General features: G+C 35.1%; 17 protein-coding genes and 1 pseudogene. 7 read left to right on the top strand and 11 right to left on the bottom strand.

Annotated features, from left to right (window positions below; translation table 11 throughout):
- The first annotated feature begins 73 nt into the window (after positions 1-73).
- From OK025_RS01255 to istB, 4 genes are all read left to right on the top strand, one after another.
- Complete coding sequence (locus tag OK025_RS01255) at positions 74-3,175, top strand: hypothetical protein (RefSeq protein ID WP_317667999.1); 3,102 nt, start codon at positions 74-76, stop codon at positions 3,173-3,175.
- A gap of 132 nt (positions 3,176-3,307) precedes the next feature.
- Complete coding sequence (locus OK025_RS01260) at positions 3,308-3,604, top strand: ATP-binding protein (protein ID WP_317668000.1); 297 nt, start codon at positions 3,308-3,310, stop codon at positions 3,602-3,604.
- Between the two features lie 189 nt (positions 3,605-3,793).
- Positions 3,794-5,347: an IS21 family transposase gene (istA, locus tag OK025_RS01265; protein ID WP_317667111.1), complete on the top strand. Its 1,554-nt coding sequence runs from the start codon at positions 3,794-3,796 to the stop codon at positions 5,345-5,347.
- Positions 5,348-5,365: 18 nt separating this feature from the next.
- Positions 5,366-6,103, top strand: a complete 738-nt coding sequence (gene istB / locus OK025_RS01270; RefSeq protein ID WP_317667110.1) for an IS21-like element helper ATPase IstB — start codon at positions 5,366-5,368, stop codon at positions 6,101-6,103.
- Between the two features lie 165 nt (positions 6,104-6,268).
- Here the strand turns inward: istB and OK025_RS01275 are convergent, their stop codons facing one another.
- The 9 genes and pseudogenes from OK025_RS01275 to OK025_RS01315 all read right to left on the bottom strand — a co-directional run bounded on the left by OK025_RS01275 (position 6,269) and on the right by OK025_RS01315 (position 15,514).
- Positions 6,269-6,931 (bottom strand): IS3 family transposase, encoded by a 663-nt coding sequence (locus tag OK025_RS01275; RefSeq protein WP_317668001.1) that lies wholly within the window; start codon positions 6,929-6,931, stop codon positions 6,269-6,271.
- Between the two features lie 179 nt (positions 6,932-7,110).
- Positions 7,111-7,527, bottom strand: a complete 417-nt coding sequence (locus OK025_RS01280) for a transposase (protein WP_317668002.1) — start codon at positions 7,525-7,527, stop codon at positions 7,111-7,113.
- 33 nt (positions 7,528-7,560) lie between these two features.
- Positions 7,561-7,992, bottom strand: a pseudogene (locus tag OK025_RS01285) (transposase); the annotation flags it as partial.
- 18 nt (positions 7,993-8,010) lie between these two features.
- Positions 8,011-8,214 carry a hypothetical protein gene (locus OK025_RS01290; protein WP_317668003.1) on the bottom strand — a complete coding sequence of 68 codons (204 nt, stop codon included), beginning with the start codon at positions 8,212-8,214 and terminating at the stop codon, positions 8,011-8,013.
- Positions 8,215-8,657: 443 nt separating this feature from the next.
- The gene (locus OK025_RS01295) at positions 8,658-11,282 is read right to left on the bottom strand and encodes an NACHT domain-containing protein (protein ID WP_317668004.1); all 2,625 of its coding nucleotides are present in this window, start codon (positions 11,280-11,282) and stop codon (positions 8,658-8,660) included.
- 92 nt (positions 11,283-11,374) lie between these two features.
- Complete coding sequence (locus tag OK025_RS01300; RefSeq protein ID WP_317668005.1) at positions 11,375-13,273, bottom strand: DUF2075 domain-containing protein; 1,899 nt, start codon at positions 13,271-13,273, stop codon at positions 11,375-11,377.
- Positions 13,273-13,602 (bottom strand): nucleotide pyrophosphohydrolase, encoded by a 330-nt coding sequence (locus tag OK025_RS01305; RefSeq protein WP_317668006.1) that lies wholly within the window; start codon positions 13,600-13,602, stop codon positions 13,273-13,275. Before OK025_RS01305 ends, OK025_RS01300 begins: the two co-directional genes overlap by 1 nt.
- A gap of 110 nt (positions 13,603-13,712) precedes the next feature.
- Positions 13,713-14,585 (bottom strand): hypothetical protein, encoded by an 873-nt coding sequence (locus OK025_RS01310; RefSeq protein WP_317668007.1) that lies wholly within the window; start codon positions 14,583-14,585, stop codon positions 13,713-13,715.
- Complete coding sequence (locus tag OK025_RS01315; RefSeq protein WP_317668008.1) at positions 14,570-15,514, bottom strand: hypothetical protein; 945 nt, start codon at positions 15,512-15,514, stop codon at positions 14,570-14,572. The genes OK025_RS01310 and OK025_RS01315 overlap by 16 nt, the downstream gene beginning before the upstream one ends.
- Positions 15,515-16,099: 585 nt before the next feature.
- On the opposite strand from OK025_RS01315, the gene OK025_RS01320 reads away from it, so the two are divergent.
- The 3 genes from OK025_RS01320 to OK025_RS01330 are packed head-to-tail and all read left to right on the top strand — an operon-like array spanning position 16,100 to position 23,492.
- Positions 16,100-18,637, top strand: coding sequence for a hypothetical protein (locus OK025_RS01320; protein ID WP_317668009.1), 2,538 nt, complete (start codon positions 16,100-16,102; stop codon positions 18,635-18,637).
- A gap of 9 nt (positions 18,638-18,646) precedes the next feature.
- Positions 18,647-21,385 (top strand): hypothetical protein, encoded by a 2,739-nt coding sequence (locus tag OK025_RS01325; RefSeq protein WP_317668010.1) that lies wholly within the window; start codon positions 18,647-18,649, stop codon positions 21,383-21,385.
- 13 nt (positions 21,386-21,398) lie between these two features.
- Positions 21,399-23,492 (top strand): DUF262 domain-containing protein, encoded by a 2,094-nt coding sequence (locus tag OK025_RS01330; RefSeq protein WP_317668011.1) that lies wholly within the window; start codon positions 21,399-21,401, stop codon positions 23,490-23,492.
- Positions 23,493-24,575: 1,083 nt separating this feature from the next.
- Here the strand turns inward: OK025_RS01330 and OK025_RS01335 are convergent.
- Complete coding sequence (locus tag OK025_RS01335; protein WP_317668012.1) at positions 24,576-24,731, bottom strand: hypothetical protein; 156 nt, start codon at positions 24,729-24,731, stop codon at positions 24,576-24,578.
- Positions 24,732-25,115: 384 nt separating this feature from the next.
- A complete protein-coding gene (locus OK025_RS01340; RefSeq protein ID WP_317668013.1) occupies positions 25,116-25,562 on the bottom strand; it encodes a nuclear transport factor 2 family protein in 447 nt (148 codons plus the stop codon).
- Positions 25,563-25,680 lie beyond the last annotated feature (118 nt).

The following is a 25,680-nucleotide window of genomic DNA, read 5'->3' on the forward strand; positions in this document are numbered from 1 at the left end:
TGAAAAAAAAATTAGTACAAATTGTTGAAATCGATGCTGATACAATGGCAGAAGGAAATAAGTGGGGTAAAATATGAGTAAAGTTCTTTCTTTAAAACAACTTGCAGACACAACTCTATATAAAGAATTGCTCAATAGAGAAACTGCAGAAAATAAATCTATGATTGCAAACCTTCCTGATCTTTGTCAAGAAGCTAGTGACCGGATTAAATTAGTACCAAAACACTTTCCTGAGTATACACTCCATGATAACACTCACTTTTTGAGAGTGACAGAAATAATGTCGATGATTTTAGGAAATCGAATAAAGGTATTAAATGATCTTGAAATATGGTTTTTAATAATGTCGGCTTTTTATCATGACCAAGGCATGGTTTTAGAAGGGTCAGAAGAATCAAACTTAGACTCTGATGAAAACTATATACTTTTCAAAAAAAACTGGCAAATAGATCATCCCAATTATTTTGAAATCATCAGACAACTAGAAAGCAATCATATATCAAGCGATGAAAGAACTCGAATAGCAACTTTAATTAATGAATTAGATGCTGCTTGTTTAACAGATTTTTTACGCATAAATCACGGACAGAGAGCTGTTGATTACATCAATCACATTTTTACGAACGACCCAAGATTATCTATCTATGGAGCGAATCTTAGCCATTATCTTGCTACAATATGCTTGTCACATACAAAATCTTCCGAATGGTTAATAAATGAAAGCGGCCTGAACTATGATGATAATATTGGTAACTATAGGGTTAATAGTATATTTCTTTCACTACTACTACGATTGGCTGATATATTAGATTTCGACTCAGACAGAACCCCAGATGTACTGTTTAAGTCCATTCATTTTACTAGTCAAATCAGTGTACAAGAATGGCAAAAACACAGAACCGTCCAAGGTTGGGAGATCAATAATTCAATAATTCGATTTACCATGTTATTCGACCATCCTGTCTATGAAAAAACAGCTAGGGGGTTTCTGGATTGGATTGATGAGGAGCTATCCGATGCTCAAAAAATATTAAGAAATTCTCCTAAGACCGTAAGTCATTATCAGTTAGATATACCAGAAAAAACAGATAGAAGTCGTCTTTCAGCAAGAAATAAATCATATTTATACAATGATGTTGAATTTACTTTATCCCGCGATGAGATAGTCAAACTGCTATTGACCGACAATTTATACCGAAATACCTCTCTATTTATAAGAGAATTACTTCAGAATGGACTGGATGCATTAAGGTTACGAAAAGCATTATTTGCAAAAGAGGGTATAAATTGGACAGATGGTAAAATCCGATTTAGGCACTATATAGATGAAAATGGAGAAAATATAGTGGAGTGTGAGGATAATGGGGTTGGAATGGATGAGTTAATAATTTCAAAATTTCTGGGAAAAGTAGGCAGAAGTTATTATAGATCTCCAGAATTTGAACGACTTAGAATTCTCCTAAAAGAAAAAAAAGTCGATTTTGATCCATGTGCACAGTTTGGAATAGGGTTTATGTCATGCTTTATGGTGGGCGATAGAATTGAAATATTAACAAAAAAAGATAATGGTCCTGGTTTCCAATCAGGAAAACCGTTAAAAATTGAAATTAATGGCCTTGGTGGATTAATGGTTATCCGAAATGGTGATAAAAACCAACCTATTGGCACAATTATAAAAGTGTATTGTAGAGACCGTGAACCATTTTATGATGATTGGTCTGATCCGATTCGATTGACCACAACATTAAAAGGTGTAGCCTTAGCGAACGAATTTTCTATCGAAGCATCATGCGAAATTGAACCTATTTGCAAATCTGTCTCGATTCCACCGATCATAGATAAAAAACGAACGTTTTTAGAAAAACTAAATCTTGAAAAAATCAAAACCATAGAGATAGATTTAACGACAATACATCCTTACCTACAAGGTTTTCTAAGACAGAGTTTTCTATTAGATGACCAAGGGCTTCCTAGCTTCGAATCTTCGGAGGCCTACTTTGAGATAAAGACTGAGAATAACTCAAAAACGAATAAAACGCCGGTATTAACACTCTATAAAAAGAATTCAGCTGAAAATAAAGAATATAATATTACATTTAGAGATAACCATAGTGTTTGCATTGATGGCATATTAGTTTGTGGCCGCCCTGGTAGAGCTGAATATGATAAACACGAAATGATGATGCTAGGTCATCTTTCAACTCAAATATATTCTGAGCATTCTTTTACTATTGACGTACGAGGTGATATAAAACCTGAATTAAACCCCGCGAGAGAACCATTAGATCAACGAGGAATATTCAGAAATGCTCCAAAGTGGCGACAATTACAGTATTTAATCTATGAGGGTAATGGTAAGCTTTGGGAACAACTTTTAAAACAAATCAAATACGGCCTTAGTATTGAAACTTTTTGGCAACTTCTTATTGCTTATGATGGTTCAATTTCAAATATTCCAAGCCAATCTATATACAATTTTATTAAGTTACCAATTTCTGGAGGCACATGGATTAGTATTTCGAGTATAAATTATGCATTCATTTATTCAGAGAACATTGTAATTATTGACACTAACGAAACCAAGCACATTTTAGAATTTCCTGAAAGCATAAAAAGGTACGCAAAAACTCATCACAATGGGGTTAATTTTTCTTACTTAGTTAGTAATGTTATTTTAGGTATATCAAATATTGAATTTGGATCAGAAAATCCATTGATCAAAATTAGGAATCTTTTTTCTCCAGGAGAACTACCGTCTCACAACATAATGAAAATGGATTTTTCCAGAGTCAGGTTTTTATCATTTACTAATGTAAACAAAGACATTATAGCATGTGTGCAATATGAGGATTTAATAAATCTTCAAAGTCCCATTATAAGACTTAGTTACGAATGTCATTTAGGTAACCTGACGGATGCATTAGAACATTTTTCCGTCACTTTAACAGGTACAATATTGTCCTTAATTAAGCATCAAAAAGAAAAAAATATTCCTTTTTCCCTCAATGTTAAATCTCGTTCACTGAAACTATTAGGCTATCGTTATACACTAGTAAATTGGAATAAGTATGATGACAAATTTAAACCACCATATAAAATATTCGTTGATAACAATACAACACTAGAAGTAACCCATGATCTATTAAAAAATTGGGCTCAAATAAAGTTAAATTGACGGTATTCAATAATAGACATATTAGCTAAAAGTATTAAAGATAATATCAATATCGCCCGACCATGGAATTTCCACTTATTTACAATAAATTCCGTGGTTATTTTGCATTTTTATAATAGCGCAGACAAAAAGTTGCAGAACTGTCAAATCTCTTATAAGCACCTAGAAGGTACACTGCACAAGCTGATGGACAGGTTGTCAAAAACAGACCTGCTTATTGTCGATGACTTCGGCCTGGTAAATCTGGACCAGCAGCAAAGGCTGGATCTGATGGAAATAATTGAAGATAGACACGCTAAAGCCTCGACAATAATTGCCAGTCAGCTTCCCGTAGCAAGTTGGTATGATGTGATTGGGGAAGAGACAATTGCGGACGCTGTATTAGACCGTATTGTACATACTTCTTACCGCGTTGCTTTAGATCGGTGAGTTGTCTCGTGGATATTACGGTTTGATTTGTGCCAGTCATTTCGGTCGGATGGTGCCAGCTATTACGGTTCAAATGATGCCACTTTAGTGGTTTAATTTTCGCTCATCCATCCGTATTTTTTACGGTTTGAATCGTGCCACTTTAAAAAGATCAAGAAAGAATTACCTTGTCGCTTTAAATACAGCGATATGGCCAACAAACTTGATCCGATGGACTTAAAACAAATACTCACATTACATCTGGACGGTTACAGTAACCGTAAAATAGGTTCCGTTCTCGGTATTTCCCGCAATACAGTCAATACCTATATGCAGCTATTTGCAGGCAGCGGCTACTCATTCAAGAAGCTTCTGGACTTTGATACCGCTGCTTTATCCGAACTGTTTTCATCCCATACGACGCTGGACGCTACCCGCCATAATGAACTCATGCTTTACTTTCAGGGGGTCAACAAGGCCCGGAATCATCCCGGCTTTACCTTTCTGTATCATTATCAGCAATATGTTGAGCTGGCCGCAGAACCATATAGCTACACGCAGTTTCTCGAACATTATCGCCGTAAATATCCAAAAGAAAAGGGTTCAATGAAACTTCAGCATATTGCGGGAGAAGAAATGTTCGTAGACTTTGCCGGGAAGAAGCTGCAGATCATCGATAAACATACCGGAGAGGCTATCGCTGTGGAAGTATTTGTGGCCATACTGCCGTGCAGCCAGTACACCTATATCCAGGCATGCAGGAGCCAGAAACGCGAAGATATGATATCCTGTTGCACGGCGGCACTTCGTTTTTATGGTGGATCGCCCAAAGCGATAGTATCCGACAATCTAAAGTCTGCCGTCAATAGATCGAGCAGATACGAAGCGGACATCAACCGTAGCTTCAAGGACTTTGCCCGCCATTATAACTGTGTCATCAACCCAACGCGTAGTTACTCTCCACAGGACAAGGCGCTGGTTGAGAATGCGGTGCATCTGGCCTATCAGCGTATCTATTATCCATTACGTGAAATGACTTTCTTCTCGCTGGAAGATCTCAATAGAGAAATTGCAGTACTACTGGAGCGTTATAACAATCTATTGTTCAAACGAAAAGAATCGAGCCGTATCGAGCTCTTCCAGAGCATTGAACGAGAATATCTCAAAGCCCTTCCCACTGATACATATGAACTGAAAGATTACAAAAGGGCCAAAGTACAGAAGATGGGTTACGTATACTTTTCTCCGGAGAAGTGTTATTATAGCGTTCCATACCGCTATATCGGAAAGGAAACAATGATCCATTACACCAGGAGCCGCGTAGAGATCTTTTATAATCATGAAAGAATTGCGCTTCACCAGCGCAATCTGACCAAAGGCAGTTACATCACTAACGCAGATCACCTGAGCAGCACACATAAGTTCTATTCGGAATGGAGCCCAGAGTTCTTTAGAAAAAAAGCGCTGCCACATGGGGAATATGTTCTGGCATGCATCGAAAAGATCCTAGCTTCCCATGATTATCCCGAAATAAACTACAAACGCTCTCTTGGAATTATTCACCTGCACCGAGCCTATGGATCCGGGCGTCTGAACAATGCGTGTAAAAGAGCATTGGATACAGATAGCTGTTCCTATCTGCGGATAAAGAATATCCTAAAAAACAATATGGACAGGCTGCTTTTATCAGTGAGTGAGCTTGAGCCTCAAAAACCACATATACCTTTTCACAGCAATATACGCGGTGCTTCCGCTTATGAATAATAATCAAGAATCAAAAAAATGAACAATCAGACAGTTGAAAAACTACGCGACATGCGTTTAGGAGCTATGGCTCAGTTACACCAGCAGTACGTTAAGGAAAACAGGCTCGAAGGGATAACCTGCGACGAATACCTTGCATTACTTATTGACCATCAGTGGGAAGACCGGGAAAATAAAAAGATAGAGCGTTTGCTCAAGCAGGCAAACTTTAGGCATAATGCCAGTCTAAGTGATATAAACTACGCCAGCGAAAGAAATCTGGACAAAAATATGTTTGCGCGTCTGGGTACACTGGACTTTGTGCTCCGAAAAGAAAACATTATCATCTGTGGTGCTTCCGGTACTGGAAAAAGCTATTTGTCCCAGGCTCTCGGACACCAGGCCTGTATTACGGGGATAAAAACCTCATATACAGTAACTGCCAGACTGATCAAAATGCTGAAATTGAGCAAAGTTGACGGAACGTACCTTAAAGAACTGGAAAAACTAACGAAAACGGAACTGCTGATACTTGATGACTTTGGTTTGCAGGCTTTTGATAGTCAAGATCGGGAAACACTGATGGATATTATCGACGACCGACATGGTAAAAGATCAACCATAATATCATCCCAGATACCGGTATCGGCCTGGTACGAGGTCATCGGCGGAGAGGGCACTATTGCGGATGCGATCTTGGACCGGATTGTGAACTCCTCACATCGGATAGACCTAAAAGGTGAATCGCTTAGAAAAGGAATATTGAAAAAGGAATAATCAAATCCTTTTTATATAATTGTATGATCTTTTAAGTGGCACGGTTTGACCGAAATCACTGGCATCATTACTCCGAAATACCCAGCCTCGTCCTGAAAAAACTTTACAGATGGTCTAATACGGTTCTTACTTTACAGTTTTGGTAGGTGAATTGATATTATGAATTTAATTGTTTTTTTGTAAACTTTTGTATTTTTTCCTACAGTTTTTCCAACGCTTGATTAATGGTACATCTGTTACATGTGCTACCTCAGGTGTTAGAAAATCACAACTCATATGCGGACGCAAATGATTATATGATTCTATACTTTTAGTCACTTCCAGCAAGGCTTCACTTCTTGAAGAAAATACCCTTTTGAGTTTAAATTCTGTTTTTAATATGCCATTAATTCTTTCTGCAATAGGGTTTTCATAGGCCTCTCCGTTTTCTGTCATGCTGATTTTTACACCCGCTTTTTTCAACCTTACTATATAGTCGAAGGAACAGTACTGCACACCCCGGTCCGAATGATGAATCAGAGTATTGGGAGCCGGTTTTTCCTTCAGTGCCATTTGCAGAGCTTTAATTGCCCCTTGAGCAGTCAGCTGGGGATGAAGGCAATAGCCCATAATTTTTCTCGAGTATGCATGAGTTATGAGAGAAAGATAATTGAAATCATAGCCCACTGAAATATATGTAATATCTGAAACCCATAATTCATTACTACGCGTAGGTGCTAACTCTTTGATTAGGTTGGGATATTTCAGATAGGAATGATTAGAATTCGTAGTTCCTGGTGCACGCTTCTTTTTCCTGTCTATCAACCTTGTATAACTTGTCTCTACCAATATTTATTCCATTACTTCGGAAAGGAGTATATAGACATTTATAAAGCTTGTGACCACCTAACCCAGGTAGTTCACGGCGAACAAGGCGAACCATGTCTACAGCCAGATTTTCCTGATCAGTATGGTCGTGAAGATGCCATATATGATCGTAATAAGCTTGTCGGCTTTTACCAAACAATTTACCAAGTGGACCGACCCCCATCCTTGTCACATGCTTTTCTTTGATTAGCTTTATTGTTTGGTACCACGCTTTTTCGGATTGCAATTTTATTCTCCTTTTCAGCATGGTCAATCATAAAGTTAAGACCGTAAATTAGCACATTGGCTTTTTCTAAAGCTTTCTCCAGATCCTTGATCCGTTTTTTTAAAGCGGTAACGTCTTTTGTTCCTGGCTTTTCCATAGGTACTAAAGTTACGGCTCCCTTTTCTAATTTGCGTTTATAATTGTTAATCCAATTGATTAAGATCGTCGTATTGGGTAGTCCATACTTTCTTGCAGTTTGTTCTGCTGACACATTTTTATAAAGCACCAGCTCTACTAATTTCTCTTTAAATTCTTCTTCGAATTCAAATCGAGACAAAACTTGTTCTTTCATGTTTCCTTTACGTTTTTAACCAAAACTGTAAAGCTATAGACGTATAAGACCAACTGTAAAGCTATAGACGTATAAGACCGATAACCAGAATTTTGCTCCCTCGTTTTCTGAACTATAAAGCCCTATCAGGTCTTTGCGACCATCCATTCCTATGCCCAGGATATTATAAATGGCCCGGGACTCAACCGTACCGTTCTGACGGAATTTATAATACATGCAGTCTAGGAAAGCAAAGGGATAGACGGCTTCTAGCGGACGACTTCGCCACTCGTTAACAGCAGGCACGACGCTTTCTGTAATACGGGATATTTCAGTTGCAGAAATTTCCATAGCATACATCTCACGGATAAAATCACTTATTGCACGTGTGCTCATACCGTTGGCATACATGCTCAGCACATGACCTTCCAGCTGTTCCGTTATAATAAGCTGACGTTTGGGAACTACCTTGGACTCAAATTTACCAAATCTATCCCGTCCAGACTAAAGTTCAAATGTACCGGCATTAAGACCTCGAACAGTTTTTTTGGTCTTGCCATTCCGACGATTGGAGTTCCCGGAAGCTTTATCTTCCTGAAGGTGACTTTCCAGCTCGCTGTCCATCATCGACTCCAGTAAGTGCTTCATTAAGGGCGCTAGAACACCATCATAGGGAGATAAACTCTTTCCGTTATAAAGACCTTGCATAGCTTCCTCTTTGAAGCGTTCAAAACGGCGAAGCCCTCTTGAGTACCTTTAAAAACAAACACTAACGAAAAATCAAATGGGGTCTTTTCTTTCATGACCATGTCGTTTGAATAATTAAATATAAAAAAACCTTATTGAATTATTCCGTTGACACAGTTCACGTTACAGTCTCTTAGGAAATATTAAGCATCTTCCTAATAGAGTTTTTTGAAGATAGAACTAACAATTTAATAAAACTGTTCCATAGTGTACAAATCACAAAAAATGCGGAGTCTTTTCGACATCCGCATTTTTCATATACTCAACTATATGAGCTTATAATTTACAATGGACCGCTATTGATGATAAAAACAGGTAAGGCTATCATTGACTAACCTAAATAGATATTATTAGAAATTAACTCAATTACTATCACCTCAAAATCAATTAAATAGATTTATTTACTAAATCCCGCTAATTAAGTCATTTTCATTTTTTTTAATGCGATATCTTTCATATTCTTTCAAATATTTTTCACATTTTTGAAAATCCAAGACCCAGCCCTGTAAATCATCCCGTAAACTTATCATTAATTTATTGTGAAATTCAAATTCCGTACAATCGCTTAAATCATTAAACTTATCATTGATTAAGCAATCCTTTCGCATATTTCCTTTTTCTAGAATTTTATCCAAATCTCTATTCTTCTTAAAATCGTGATAACTTAAGATTGGAGATTTCTTATTTACTAATATTTCTATAATGTCATTAAATTTTCTTGACACAATTGACATCATAGACATTGACACAGTTATAGATAGAATTTCGTACTCTTTAAATTTAGTTTCTACAAAGACATCGCGATTTATACCATTTTCTGTTTTAAAAAAATCAATTGCCTCTTTCATATAACTTTTATCAAGATCATTCTTCTTAAATCTGAATAGATATGAACTATTAAAAAGCAAGCCTTTTCTCAATGCAATTTGTTCATTACGGATATTCTTATTTATAACAATATCTTTAAAAATATCATTACAAAATTCCAAATATCCCTTCACATAAGGTATTAATATTGCCTCTTGGAAAGAATTAAAATCAATATCATAACAAAGGTCCAAAATGAAAATATATCTTTCAAATTTTTCACTAACATGCATTGATCTTAAAATCTCTATTTGTTTCTCTTTAGTATCTCTACAAATAAATTCAGCCGAAAAATACTCCTGAAAAGACTTGTGAGCCCATCTATATTGTAGCCCCTCCTTGTTAAATAAAGGTACATTTTTCACCAAATCCTCTATAAAGTCAGGAATATTAAACTCTATATTTGGTAACGTTTTAGATATTTCATTCAGATATTTATTAATTAGAGCATCATTATAAATAACTTCTCCCTTTTTCAAAGTAAAAAAAGAAAATGTTCTCAGTATTTGGAAAAACTCAGAAAATGATAATTTTGATTTTTTAGGTCGAATATAGCTATCCCCTTTGGTTAAATCGTGATCTTGAAATAGCGCTTCGAATATTTCATAATAAAATTCTTGTATATTTAATGGTATATTTTCCCTATGTTCAAATTTCTTATAAAGCAATGAAACCAATAATGGACTTCGTAAAAAAGCATTGATATTTTGAATTTTTTTTTCTTCAATTTTTTTAATTAATCTCTGAGACTTATCACTATTATTGCCAATTTTTTTTATTAGCTCAAATGCTTCCTTTTCTTCTAGATTTTTAATCTTAAACTCTCTAAAATCACTAAAAGTATTCAATGCAGTTTCTGGTCGAGAAGTCATTATAAAAAGATTATTACCTGATTTAGATATAAAATTCTGAAGATCAGTTGTAACAAAGCTTCTGTCGATGTCTGTAATTTCGTCGTATCCATCAAAGAAAAATATAAAATTTCCCTGTTCAATCAATTTGGTTACTATGTCTCTTTCCAACTGCTTATCTATTGGATTTAATTCTTGAACAATTTCGTCCAATACCGTCCTTCCATTAATAAGCTTTCTCAATTCAATAAAAATAGGGATTCCCTTTCCTTCTTTTATGATACTAAGAAATAACCATTTCATAATGGTTGATTTCCCCATTCCCCCATCATCAATAATAATGATTTTCTTAAATTTAGGTAAAAAATCATCTTCGAACTTACTCGTACTTATACTCAACCTTTTCCCTTTTTCCAGATCAATAATGCACTCTACATTCAATGGGTAGTAAAAGTCTTCCAGCTTTTTTTGATGATTTCCAAAAACCAGCGTTCTAGAAGATGAATAATAGCTATAAACTCTCTGTAAATATTCTTTGAATCTAAACGTAAAATCTTTGTAATCTTTGTTCCCTTTCGGATATAGTTTACTCAGAATGGGTGCCAAATAATTGTCAATAATCCCTTCTAAAAGTGTATTATCCGTTACAGTTAATATCCTAAAAAAATTTTTAATCAACTTTGGGTGTTCGAATAAATATTGATTTAAATCAGCAGGTTTTAAAGTATATACTCTAATTTTTTTTATTGCGTTCTTAATTGTCTCTTCAATCTCTTGATAAGAAACTTCTCTTAGAGAACTATAGGATGATAATATCTTTTCACAATTTCTTTTTACTTCCTCTTCGTCATAGCTATCATTAAAATTGGCTAGCAATACAGATGCTGTCTCAGCAAAACCCTTTGAAACAGCGAAATAATAATCAAACTTTTCTATGTCTGTAATTAAAGATTTATCTTGGGTATAATGAATTAAAAATTTCAAAATTTCCTTTAGTACATCAGTTTTATTTAGATTTTTATTAAGTTTTTTGCACTGAATAACCCCGACATTTTTCCCATTTTTTGTTAAAAAGCAATCACGACCTCGTTCTCCTACCCCTTGCATTAAAACGACATTATCATATCTCTCAGCCAATGTAAAATCATTATTTTCAATCCTTGCTTTGAAAATTTGGTATAAAAGAATTTCAAAAATTCTATCATCTAACGCTAAAAAATTCAATTCTTGTCCACTGTAAGCTGTCGGTTTAGGGTTGATGTTGGTTAAGGCTTCGAACATATCATTCTCTGTCTGTGAGATATATTTCATAAATTTCTTATTTTAGGTTTTTATATAGAATTTATTAAAAAAACAACAATTTTATTATTCAGATTTTAAAAGTTAATAAAGGATTTTGTCTACTACTTCCTCACCCTACTCCTAAAATACCGTTCAGTTTCCTTATCCATAAAATAAACATAAGAAGCTTTCATACCACGTCCCAAAAGAACGCGGTAAGTATTCTTAACTAGTTGCAAGTAATCAGGTCCCTTTACCTGACTATCATATGAATGTTCTGGGAAGCCTTCCCATTCTGCTGTATCCGGGTTATAGCGTAAATCGGTACCAAAGATCACTCCTGCATAATCAAACTCAAAGCCCTGGGCTGTGTAAATACATCCGACCTGATCTATTCCTGCATCTTCATAGGCCCAGTATTGTGACTTCGGAATACCTCGACGCATACCCTTGGTCTTCTCATCTGCATTCCAAGGACGAATATAATCACCTACGACGACATCTTTGTGCAGTTCTCCATCGGCATCAGCCTGCTTAGTCCAAGGCCAACAGAACCCTGCCATCATACGACCTGAATAGCCTTCGGCTACTTTATCACGGATAGCCTGCTCAACGGCATGTGGGCTATCCATAATCTGGAACTCAAAATTATCTTCCTGCTTCCATTCAGTTGTTGCTGTCTCACGGATATGCAACGTATGATCGATCCACTGGCTGTATTTTTCTGATCCACCATTCCGAAATTGTGATTCAAGATTATATTCGTACACTGTACAACCTATTTTCTCAGCCTGCTGGCGAATGAAAATGGACTGACCGATCTCTCCTCTTCGCACGGCTTGATAATCGTCTACAAAGAATACGGAGATCCGCGCCGCACGCAGTAGATCTTCAATCTGTAAGCGGCCTGTGGATTTAAAAGGATAACCTGTACGTTCTCTTATGCGATGTGCCTCATCCATCAGTAATACGTCAATGCTATTCGGGTCGGCATCGCCATAGGACATAAAATATTTGAGCAGGCTATTGGCTTCTTTGCCTAGGATCTTACGCAAAGTCTCGGTGAATGATTTAGAACCTGTTGCATAGTGCGCATTGATATTGCTCGCGGTAAGGTCTGCCAATAGCTGCATGCCTACGACAGACTTGCCTGTTCCAGCGCCTCCTTTGACAATAACCGCATATTTTTGATTATCTTTTGCTTTCTTGGCAATAGACATGACAGTATCATACACGATCAGCTGTTCATCCAAAAGGATATAATCGCCTTTGGCCCTTACTTGGCCAAAGAGCTGCAATTCACCTTTCAGCTTTTGCTTAATAACACCGGAAACTTGTTTGAGCAGTTTCTTCGATGGTCGCAACTTACTCTGTTCGACCTCTTGTAGGATAGTCATCCCCTCGCCTGCTCCTACACGGCTATAGATAAAGGCAGAAAGCTGACTACTGTCTTCAGATCCATACATCGGAAAACGTTTAACAGCTTCCTCAAATCGCTGATCCTGAAGGGTAACATCACTTGATATATTATAATTATGTAAATAGCTGCAAGCTGATACCTGAATGGGATCTTTTTCTTGATAAAAGGCGCTGTTATTTTCCTTGAGATAATATAAGTAGTTCCCCACCTGGATACTTGGATGCAATACAGAGCGATGACCACCGCCTACCCAAGTCAGGACGTAATCGGAATCGTAGTCGGTAAACTCGCATTTCTCCCATTGCTTGAGTTCGACGATCACAGCTTGCTTATGCTGCTGTTCATCATGACCGTAAATAACAACATCGATACGCTTGGCGCTTAGAGGAAGTTTGTACTCCACCATGACACCTTGATCTTGCAGATTCTGGCGTTCCATAATATAGGAAAGCCGAAACAATGAATTGCGCCATGACATGGCTTCATTGTGTGACGGGTTGTATCCAAACTGTTTTAAAAACTGCTCTCTAAGTAAATCGACAAGTTTATTCTCTGCATTGAGATGGATAAAATCACTTGCCGAACCAGCGTATAATCTCATTATAGTTCGTAGTATTTTTTTGCGGTTCCCTTGGCTTTTTCGACCGGATATTTTTCGTTGTTAAGTTTCATCTTGTCCTCGATGATCTGTTTGACATCAAATCCCTGCTTATCGGCAAGCAGTAGCGCATACATCAGTACGTCGGCAAGCTCATTCTTCAACTTATCGGGATTGGCATCTTCATTGCCTTTCCACAGAAAAAGTTCCAGTAGCTCGGAAGCTTCAATGCTCAATGCCACCGCCAGGTCCTTGGAATTGTGAAACTGCTCCCAATCTCTGGCATCTCTGAATTCCTTGATCTGTGCTATTAAATACTCAATATCCAACATGATAAAATCCTTTAACTAAAAACTGGCCTTTGTCCAAATATCCGAAATATTGTTTAGGAATGAAATATTTCTTCAAGTTTAAAGCTAAAGAATACCTTTTCAACAGGTTATTAAGTCGAAATGAAGCCCTCCCCTTCCTCAAAAGGATTTTGAGTAGCAGCGATAATCAATGATTCTGCCACAAGCATGAACATGCTCTTTTTAGTCAGAGATTCCATGTCATTACCAACATGGAGAAGCGCTGGCACCATTTGGTCATATATCCTCTTACTCTTCCGTACTTTGTGCTCCACAGCCTTTATATCATTACCCGACTGCATATATATAAGCACCAAATTGTCAACTATCTTTTCCTGCTTACCGCTATAGGATTGGTCATAAAATTTCTCTACAGCTTCCTCAAGCACCATCACCCATGCACTTATTTTATTAAACTTTTGGCTCTTGACGTAGCTCTCCTGACCTGTTAAATGTTCGATTTCAAACATCAATAGCATAATCAAATCGTTTTGCTGGTAAGCATAATCCAAAATGCGGATAAGATCGCTCTTTTTGATGTCGCCTGTCTCCCTTATCGTGAGCTCATCGGTCATCTGCTGCATAAGCGTATGATAAAGCTCAACCACTTTCCGGGGTTTATCCTTTTCCCCTTTCTGCGCAAAATGTGATAAGGGTATAAAATCGAAACGGTCTTGTAAATATTGATTTAATATCGCCCCGCTTTCTCTGCTTTCGTCCAGTTTTTCTAAGGGCAGATCCAAGTCGGGAACGAACATATTTAAGATCCAACCAAACTCTTGCATCCCGAGATCGCCTACATAAGGTTGCTGCGTGTAGCGGGTGTAAAATTCAAGCTGATCTCCTCTTGGTTCACACAGTTCAAAGGATTGATCGCAAACCGTAATAATAGCCTGTGCCAAGGTTTGTTCTTCATGCTCACTTAGTTTAAATCTCTTCTTATGCTCATCTAGCTGCAGTGCCATCCAAAAGTATGCCTCAAGAGATCTGCCGAGTCTCCCATCACCTGACGATAACATACTTTGACCTCCTGCTCGAGCGCACTATGTCTAACCCGATCTGCCTTGAGCTCCAAATATTCTTGTTTATATTCATAAAACTTGTCTATCAGCTGTTTACGACTATAACAACGCGAAATAATTTTTAAAGAATTATTCTGTTCTTCAGAAAATACCTCATCTTCCAAATTAACAAAAGCACTATCGTAAGGTCGTTTGACGGCATTTTTCGGTAAAGGCTCCACCTCAACGGAAATACCGATGCTCTGAAGTATAAGACATTCACTAAGATGGCTTAATCGCTGGTCGCTTACTTGATAGATCGTAACTTCATGAAACATAGCATCGATAAAGCTAAGAACCTGCTGGTCAACAATACCTACGGAAAAATCCAACGAACTTTCACTTTCTGTAGCAACTTCCATGGCCAATTCGCGGAATATGGGGTGACGGTCAGCCATATTCAAAAAATGACTCGGTCGGATATACAGTTCCAAATAATCAGGTTCTGTCGGCGGCAATATATATTCCAATGCGCGATCATTCTGCCAGAATAATTGAAATTGTAATTCATCACAACGGCTTTGATGCTGTTCCTTAACTAAGTCAGTAAGACAATCAGCAAACAACTCTATACGGAAAGTGACTACAGGCTGGGCGGGAATAGCATATATCTTTTTTTTATCCTCTATAAGGCAGTTGGAGAATCGTGCTGTTATATTTCTACCGTAAAGGTCGTGGCATTTGATAATGGAATTGTCAAAAACATGCTCCTGGAAATGAAAGATTGGCTCACGATCTGATAAATAAAAATTGGAAAGTTGCGTTGGAGTATCCATTGTATCGCTGAGAAATACCTGTATGACTGGATGCTGATCTGCTGATTCTGAGTTCATAATGCATTCAGTTATATAGAAGGTTCGAATTCCTAAGGCACTGCCGTCGGATATCATATCGGTTTATAATCAATAGATCTTAATGATCAGCCAATGATTTGACTAATCTGTTTATAACTTTAAGATAGAAAAAGTTAATTAATTAAACAAGGAAGTAAAGCTCTGATCGGCTCAAATAAACTATCTGACATGGTACTGATAGATCAAAAATTTCTGCTCGTACCAACTATACTGTTTCAAACTTAACCAAATTTGATGTATATTCACATCATAAACTACAACACAGCCATAAATACTAAATTATGATAATTGAAGCTTTTTTTAGGGGAGATTACAAAAACGCCAATTAGAATTGCTCTTAAAGAAAAAAAAACCTTATATTAGTAACAGCTATTTTTAACTTGAAAAGGAGTCTTTCTTGATTTTAAATCCTAGGTAACTAATATAGTTCTATTCAAAAATATAATAAGGGAATACCTAACTCTCCTATATTTAAAGGAGGTATAATTATACTTTCAATTATTGGATTATTAAATACCTAGTCGCCCTTCTTTAGTTAAAAAACTTACAACTAATTTAAAAACAATGAGCGATATAAAAAAAATTCAAATTGATATACCTCAAAATTATCAAATCTCCAATGAAACCCCCAATGATTTTCAAAATTCCCCTTTTTCAAAAACTTATATAAGAGCAATTAAGCTTTTGGAGAGCATTATTACGGAACAGAAGAAATCTGTAACTTCTAACGGCAAAAAATATGATGCCTATAATAATATTATAGCATTTACAGGAGAGAGAGGAATAGGAAAATCTTCTACTATGCTTAGCTTCTTGAATGCATTATCTGGCGACAAAACAAGTTCATTTTTCAAAGATAATCTGGGAGAAGAATCCTTGGTTAGTAGAGTAAATTTTTTATCTCTCGAAGTAATTGACCCTAGCTTATTTAGAGGTAACGAGTCTATATTTGAAATGGTCCTAGCTCAAATGTTTAAAAAATTTAAGCAAACTTTAGAAGAGTCTACAAAGAAAATTGATGATGATCTAAGAAGAAATCTTATACTTTCTTTTCAGAGAGTTTATGACACGTTCAAAATAACTAAGAAGGATAATAGAGAAATATATACGGAAGAATCTCTAGATAATTTAGTTAAATTATCTAAAGGCAGCAATTTAAGAATAAGCTTTGATGAATTAGTGGAGTGTTATTTAAATTGTATTGGTGGAAAAAGAAAAAACAAACTCATTATTACAATAGATGATTTTGATCTAAAAATAAAGGGAATTCACGATATGCTTGAGGATATCCGTCAACTTTTAATAAATGATAATATTGTGATTTTTATCGCCTATAAAAAAACTCAATTACAAGAAGTAATTAAGAGAGATCTAAGTAAACAAACAGAAGAAATATCAAGTAAACTATATCGAGTAGATTTAAAAGAGATTCAGGAACAAACCAACAAGTATTTAGAAAAACTCTTACCTAGCGAACACCAATTACCTTTATTGAGTTTAAACCATTATGAGATAGAATCATATTTATCCAAAGCAATAAAATATGATATTGATACGGAAAATGATGATACTGTATCAGCTTTTAAAAAAGCTGATACTAGAGTAATAGCAGCAACATACTTAAAACAAGGTCTGTTTATTAGACATGAAGATTATTCCACCAGTATATTATATAACCCAAATCTTAGGAGTTTAAATGAATTATTGAAAAGTATAGATTCAAGTTTTGAAATATTTGCTCATTATATTCAAAATTCTTTTTACTTATCGGCACATCAGAAATGGAGTGAAAGTCTATGGACGTCTGAACCAGAATTAATAAATAAAATTACTTTAGACTATTTAAAAGGACAGTTTGGAAGATATATCACAAACTTACCTAATGACACTTTGGAGGAAAAAAGGATCCGAAACTCTATTAATAATTTGCTTATCACAACGAATTATAGTTTAATTCAATTCGCAGACATAGTCGCCATAATAAAAATTATTCAAGACAGAATTGCAGTTACTGATAAAGCAAAATTTCAAACAATGCAATATATAAAATTGTGTTACAATATAAGAAGACTTCAATTGTCTAAAATTAACATAAATTACATCAAAGAATCGTCCTTATCAGGAATAATCTCTTCGTCATTTTTAGATGACGCAAATCGAATTAGCCGAAAACAATCCACTAACGAATATAGAGATTACTTTAGTGTCAATACAAACTTAAAGAGTTCCATTCTAAAACTTGATAAAAACCACTCAACAGATACCGATGGATCTGATCAAGGTAAAGATCATTTTGATGGTAATTTCCTTCAAACGTTTTTAGTTGAGACTATTAATAAAGGTATATTAAAAAATAACCTTTACACTAAAAAAAACATATATTCTTTTGGAATAGATGAAATAGATGATAAAACATTGAATTTCACATTCAATATTTACAAACCTTTTAACTATTCTTCCATAAAAAATTCTCAGATAATTGAACTAATAAAATCTGAAAATAAGTATTATTATCTATTTCAAAATATAGATTTTGTGATTGAATTCTATAATATATTTATTGAACAGCTGGATCGATATTCGAAAAATAAACTTGTAAAATTGTCAGACGATAAATATTCAAAAATTTTACTCGTACTTTATGATAATGCACTTAAAGACACCTTTATTGCGTTAAATAAAAGATACCCTTTCTTAAATTTGGAAGTCACAGAATATATTGATAGCCATGATTTTTTTAAAATGTATTTAAAGATTTCTGACACTCTAGACAGTGATGAGATGAACAATAAATTAGAGATATCAAATATAATTGATGATTATTTCAGAAACCAATCAAATAATCAAAATTTTAAAAATCTTCGTATTGAAGATTTAGACGAAATTACAGATCCTGAAACTATAAGCCCAATTATTACAATTTTAAATGAAAATAAGATAATTACGAAGACTCTTAGAGAAACATTCAAAAACGTTAAGGATATAAAACTTAATTATATTTTAAATCAAGAGGATTTTATTAAATCTTTAACTTATGAGACTAAAGATTATAAAACGAATCGTGATAAATTGAAGAAAGAACTTGAAAGATTAACTAAATAGCTGTAAAGCATGGATCATCTTAGAAATAGCATCAAGCTATATTTCTCAGAATTATCTTTGGATAAAATATTCAAAAATAATTCTGAAACCGAAAAATTAGAAACTGAGGAACTAACATTTAGAGACCATGCTCCAAGAGTATCAGATTTCAGCTATAGAACATCCGACGAACTAAATAATCTATATTCAAAATTAGAAGACGACTGGTTCAGGGAACCAAAAAAGCAATACAGTGGAGAAGGAAAATCAATTTTTTATTTATTAACTCATTTTAATGAACAAGTACTGACCGAAATTGAAACCAATCCTTATGTAAAGTATGAACATTTACTCAAATGGCGAGATTTATCGTTCACCCTAGGAGAAGATATATTTACAACCAGTTATCTTGCTTATAGAGATGTTCAAAGCAAAAAAAATAGAGGGTATTTTTCATGGAAATCTACCATAGCAACAGATAATAGACGACTTAGCCAGATCTTAAAAGCCGGTGTAGCTGAAAATCATGCTCATTTCGGAGCTACGGGTCCAACTTTCGAATTAAGTTGGATAGTTCTTATGAATCAATATTACAAAAAAGAGATTCAGGAAAAAATCAGTCTGCTAGCTGAAGAAGGAAAGCTCACACCAAAGTTACAACATAAATATAAAGGTAATGATTTGACTCTGCATGAAATGATCAAGCTGGCGAATGTACTTCGTTTTGAACTTGTAAGAAGATACATTGACATAGAGACTGGAAAAGACATAGGCGCCAATTGTACCAGAAACTTTTTTAATAGCAATTTTTTAACATCATCTCATGAAGTAGAAAGTATCCTACTCAATTTTAGTGAATGTATTGAAAACATAAGGGTATTTAAAGATATTTTTTCACATACATACTATCATGGGAGTACTGATAATAAGATTGATTATGCGATTCCTGATAACTTGCATACTGAGAACAACAAAGAATGCTTCTATTTTGCTGGTGAAAGGATCCTACTGTACAAAAGTTTCTATTATGTATATAAGAAAGATACACCCAAAAAATTGCTTCTTGAACATATACTTCACGCTTATCTCTTAATAAAGAATGTTATAAGACATGAAATAATCCAATCAAATCAAAGATTAGGGTTTGGGAATTTCAAACGATATCAAGACAGAAAAAATCTCTTCATATTACCGGGAAGCATATATGAAAAATTATTCGCCCAGCACGTTTTATTGACAAATGTCAATACTATGAACATTATATCGCACGAACTTAGAATAGGTCCTAACGGTAATGAAGAAAAAATAAATAAGACCATAAAAAATATATTAAAAGCAGAAAACCAACTAGTTTTTCCGTTAAGAAGTACAAGTCTGATTTCTGAAAGTGTAGAAGAATACCTCACTAATAATAGTCAGACTTACAGTGAAAGTACGTTAAGAAATCCAACATTTTTTACCTTACATTTTATCAAATCAAAAGATACCAAGGCTACATTATTAAACCCAGATTCGCAATCCTGCAGAAATAAAAAACTTAGAAATGAGGTAAAAAAGCAAGCTCAGGGTATTGTAAAATTTAGGAACAAATATCCTGACTTTGCCAAGTTTGTAAAAGGTATAGATGCTGCATCTTCCGAAATGAATGCTCGCCCAGAAGTTTTTGCACAAGCATTTAGAATGTTAAAACACCATCAATTGAGAAACAATGAAGCACTGTGGAATGATACTATTGTCAATAATAGATTGAATATTACATTTCATGCAGGTGAAGATTTTTTTGATATTATAGACGGGTTAAGATATATAGATGAATGCCTATGCTTTCTCGGCATGGAAAATGGCGATCGTTTAGGTCACGCTTTAGCACTTGGAATTGACGTTCAAAAATATTTTGAGCTAAAAAGGAACAAACTTCTTATCCCTAAACATATACTACTGGACAATCTGGCTTGGATTTTATCGTCCATAAATAGATATGGCTTAAAAGAGCACTTAAGCGAATCAAATCGTCTTGAAAATTTGTTTAAGGCAATTTATAGCGAGCTCTATATTGCAAATATCCAAAATAGTGAAAGAAGCAAAAATCTTCTTTCACATATTTCATATCATGAATATTATGATGCTTGGATGCTTCGAGGTGACGATCCTCTAGTATATCAAAAGTTTTGTAATGAAAAGAAAAATACGAATAGCAATCAATTTTTTGATAGCCTAACCAATGAAACTTATTGGGAAAGATGCCAATTAAACAATTGCAACCCAAAATTAGTTGGATTGCGACATCGCGAAGAACTTGTACGACTCTATTATGAATATCATTACAACTACATGGTAAAGGTAAAGGGAGAAGAAATAAAGCAATTTGAAATCACAATTCCCTATATAAACTTAGTGCATGATATCCAAAATAAAATGATGGAACAGATCGCGGCTAAAAACATAATGATTGAAACTAATCCTACGTCAAATTATCTGATTGGTCCAATACAAAAATATATTGAGCATCCTATTACCAGATGGTATAATTTAGGACTCGAAACAGATGTAGACATGATCCGATCTTGTCCTCAAATTTGTGTATCTATTAATACTGATGATGCGGGTGTATTCTCAACATCTCTAGAGAACGAATATGCGTTAATGGCAATCGCACTAGAAAAAGAGAAAGATAAATCTGGAAATCCTAAATATAAGCCTAGTATGATTTACGATTGGTTAGACAGAATTCGTCAAATGGGGATCCAACAAAGTTTTATGAATAGATAGCTAAAGGTAAAAAATGAGTATCAAGAATAATTTTTACTCGCTTGAAGAGATTGCTACTTGGCAATCGGAACTTTCAAACGGTGATATAGATCAAAAAATAACATTACCCTCTCTTCAACGCGGCTTTGTGTGGAAACCGCATCAAATGGAAGCCCTATGGGATTCTATTTTAAGAGGATACCCTATCGGATCGCTACTTATGAGCAGTGATGGTAAGGAAACAAAATTTTTGTTAGATGGCCAGCAGCGCTGTACCTCAATAGCACTAGGATTTCATAATCCCATGTCTTTAGTTGAAAAAAAAATATTCGCACTTAGAAAATACCTACCAAGTATCTGGATCGATTTAAAACCGGGACATATTCTTTCTAAAAGCTATCGTTTTTCAATACGCGTGTTAACAAAATCGCATCCTTGGGGATATGATCAAAAAAATAATACCTCAGCCCTAACGATGAGGGATAGACGAGAAGCGCTTGCTTATTTTAAAACGAGAAATCCAAATGTAAAACACTACACAGACTTATTACCATCTAAGATCTCTCCTTGGGATGCTTACTATCCTGTTCCATTATCAATTGTTTTACATGCGAGAAGAACTAGTATTGAACTTTTTACAGAAGATATAAAGAGTCAAATGGCGGATATCTGTATTAGGACCAAACATTCTAAGGACAACGATGTGGATTTTAACCAATTATGTCCCGCTGATTTAGAGCATATTTTTGATGGTGTAGAACGAGCTCTACAACTTACTATACCAGAGATCACGATATCGAATCAAGTGCTTTTAGAGTCAGACAACGATATATCAGAAAGTCAAGACCCAACATTATTTATAAGATTAAATTCCGCTGGTACAGCATTGTCAGGAGAAGAATTGATATATTCTATATTCAAGGCAATGTATCCGTCATCAAAAGATTTGGTTGAGAATATAGGTGCAAGCTACCTTTCACCCAAGAGAATTATAAGCATTTTTTCTAGACTCACCGCGTGCAAGAATAACGACTATACCAGCGTTCCACCAGAATATAATATTAAAACATTCAGAACTTCACTAAGCTCAGTTGAATTTAGAGATGGGTTAAAAGAGTATATAAATCAAGGCGAACTTAGTCTTGCAGAGCAGCTAATTAACTCTGTAGTATTTATACTTTCAAAAGGTAATGTAGATACTGATATACCTACCATTGTTATTAAACAATGGATGGTTACTAATAACGAATTATTCTTATTATTACTTATATATTTAGAATACTACGCTTTAGATCAGTCCAATTTGGATTTTGAGGTTATAAATGACATTAGTTCTGCATATGTTCACCTCCTTTGGTTTTCAAAGGACAAGAAAATCACTACTAAGCTATTTGATATTCTCATTGCAAATAAAGAAGTAAGACAGTCTCCCCCATCATGGCGAGAGGCAATCAACACAATAATTCAAAAAGACCCTTCTCATATTTTACAATTGATAGATCCTGAGTCATGGAGAAAGGTTCTCGTTGATGTTGTTGTAAAACAGCATAAAAATCATAAATATTATGTAGACAAAACAAATAATGAGATAACATACAATCAAATCTCAACATTAGTAGCAAAAGAAAACTATTGGAATGACGAAAGTTTAATAAAAAACCTCTGGGATGACTTTCTAGGAAGAATATTTTGGAATAAGACAATGCTTCTCTACGCTCAGCGCAAATACATAAATGATAAGTTCGGTGAATATAATCAATTTGAAAACATAGAAGATACAAATAGGCCGTGGGATTGGGATCATATTTACCCTAATAGCTGGGTATATAATAAAAACAGAATACATGATCTCGTTAAAGCATGGGTCAACTCAATAGGCAATTATAGAGCATTGTCCTATGATGAAAATAGAAGCGAGAACAACCATGAATCACCTATGGAAAGATTAAATAGTTCCGAAAAAAGGGAAACAAGCTTCGTTTTAGAGAATGATTTTAAATATTGGAATTTAATAGTTTCAAAACGTATTTACGAGGGTAAAGAATTGGATGATTATCTTAATGCCGTAGTAAATAGAACTGTAAATATATATAAAGAATGGTATGTAAATTACTATCAGGCATTGTAAATATTGTTTAGGATTTATTTGTCAACATACCCTTTAAAACCTAATGATAAAGATGTTGCAATCAAAATAAATTTCAGATATACTGTCAATCAAAAATCTATTTATGGATCATAATGTCTATATCAATTTTAGGCTTTTTGAAAATTACGTATTGGTTTTTAAGGTCCTGCTCGCAGGTCTTCAACTCCGACACTGGTTTCGACACAATAAAAAGTAATAAATATATTGTTAGTCGTTTATTCAACAAGCTCAGGTTTTAGCTAACCTCAGAGTGACCGGCGGAGAGTTATTACCGTTAAAAACAACATAGAACTGATGCCTCTTGGGGCTAAAATGTTAAGAAAGAAAAGATGTTAGGAATATAGGCAAGCATATACTCCAGAAGCGCGGATAGTGTTATCCGCGCTTTTTTGTTGTACAAGTTGCATTACTTTTAGAAAATTTCAGTGATGGGATATTGAAATTACTAAAGCTGTATTTACAGAAATAGTCTTAGATGTGACTTTATTTTCTTGGAGGACGAACCGTCCCCATATCACCACCATTATCACCTGGTTGATCAGCTTCTGATGATTGTACCGCTGCCGTTTCTAAGTTTGATTGCGAATTGGACGGCTGTCCGATTCCAAATAAAAAGTATAAAATTAAACTCCACATAAAATTGATTCTTGATTAAAAATTATTATTACTTGCCTTTTGGTGGTCTTGGCGGTATTGGCGTACTTGTTTCACCCCCATTGTCTCCTGGTTCATCAGGTTGATTAGAATCTGTCGATTGTACTATCGCTATTCCCACGCTTGGTTGGGAATTAGACGGCTGACCGATACCAAACAAAAAATATAAGATTAAACTCCACACAGTTAGCTGATTGTTTTTTGATATTAATTACTAATTATGGCTATCCTCTAGGAGGAGGATTCCCTTTATCGCCACCATCACCGTCATCATGGGTATCATCCGTAGTTACATTGACTATAGAACTGTTTGCAGATGAACTTGTATTGGCAGGTTGGCCAATACCAAATAAAAAGTATAAAATTAAACTCCACATATTTGAATGATTACAAGTTTTAAAACAGTAATTATTTTTTAGGAGGAAAAGGGTTTCCTTTATCCCCACCATCACCGTCATCATGGGTATCATCCGTAGTTACATTGACTATAGAACTGTTTGCAGATGAACTTGTATTGGCAGGTTGGCCAATACCAAATAAAAAGTATAAAATTAAACTCCACATAAAATAAAATTTAGATTATTTATAAAATTATTACCATAAGAATATAGCCCGTTTTCGAATATAGACAATTAATGCAATATTTAATTATCCGATTAGAAGTAATTCAATTTTAACCGACTTGTAAGATCGGATCGTGCTTTTCTTGAAAGTATTTGATTTTCCATAATGTTGTTGTTTTTAATTCTTATAAAAAATTAGGCTTCATTCAAGGGCAATTTAGGTAAAAAGCCCCCAATGTAAGCGGTAGAATACAACTACCGAAAAGTTGAGCCGATGGGCAACCATAAAGCGTAAAAAAGCCACATCTCCCGACGTGGCCTTGATAAACATATGAATCACTAGTGGTTTGTCTTTTATTATTGGCAAACCACCAGTTATTGAATACTACTTATAAGAATTGATCGATTTGGACACTTTCCAGTCATTGCCCACACGCTCCAAAGTAACTAGATCAGTTTTGGTGAAGTTTTCAAATTTCAACGTCACTTTAGCGACCATATAGTCTGCCGATTCCTCGATGATATCGGTGCTTACTGTACAGTTTAGCTTTTCGCCTTTTTGTTTTTTCAAGGATTTAACCACTTCACTACGGCTATTGGACTGCGCATTGGTAGCTTGTATCTTTTGATTAAAATCAGCTGCGAATAACTGCTCCACGCCTGCTGATTCTCCCTCCGTAGTTACCGCAACATAGTGCTCTAAAGCGAAATCTGCTGTAGAAAGGTTAATGTTAGCTTTTGCTGCTTTTGCTCCAGGTCCTTCAGCTGCCATAGCGAAAGTAGATACTGCGATTAAAGCTGCTGCTGCGAATGTTTTTACTAATGCTTTCATAATGTCTTTTTTTATTGTGTTAGTTCTGTTGTTCTTATTTGTTGACTCAAAACTACAACACAATACGCCCCTAGCCTATGGGCTTTAGACTAACGATCAGTAAAACTCGGTGAATGGC

The sequence above is a fragment of the Sphingobacterium sp. UGAL515B_05 genome (assembly GCF_033097525.1).
Classification (GTDB): Bacteria; Bacteroidota; Bacteroidia; order Sphingobacteriales; family Sphingobacteriaceae; genus Sphingobacterium.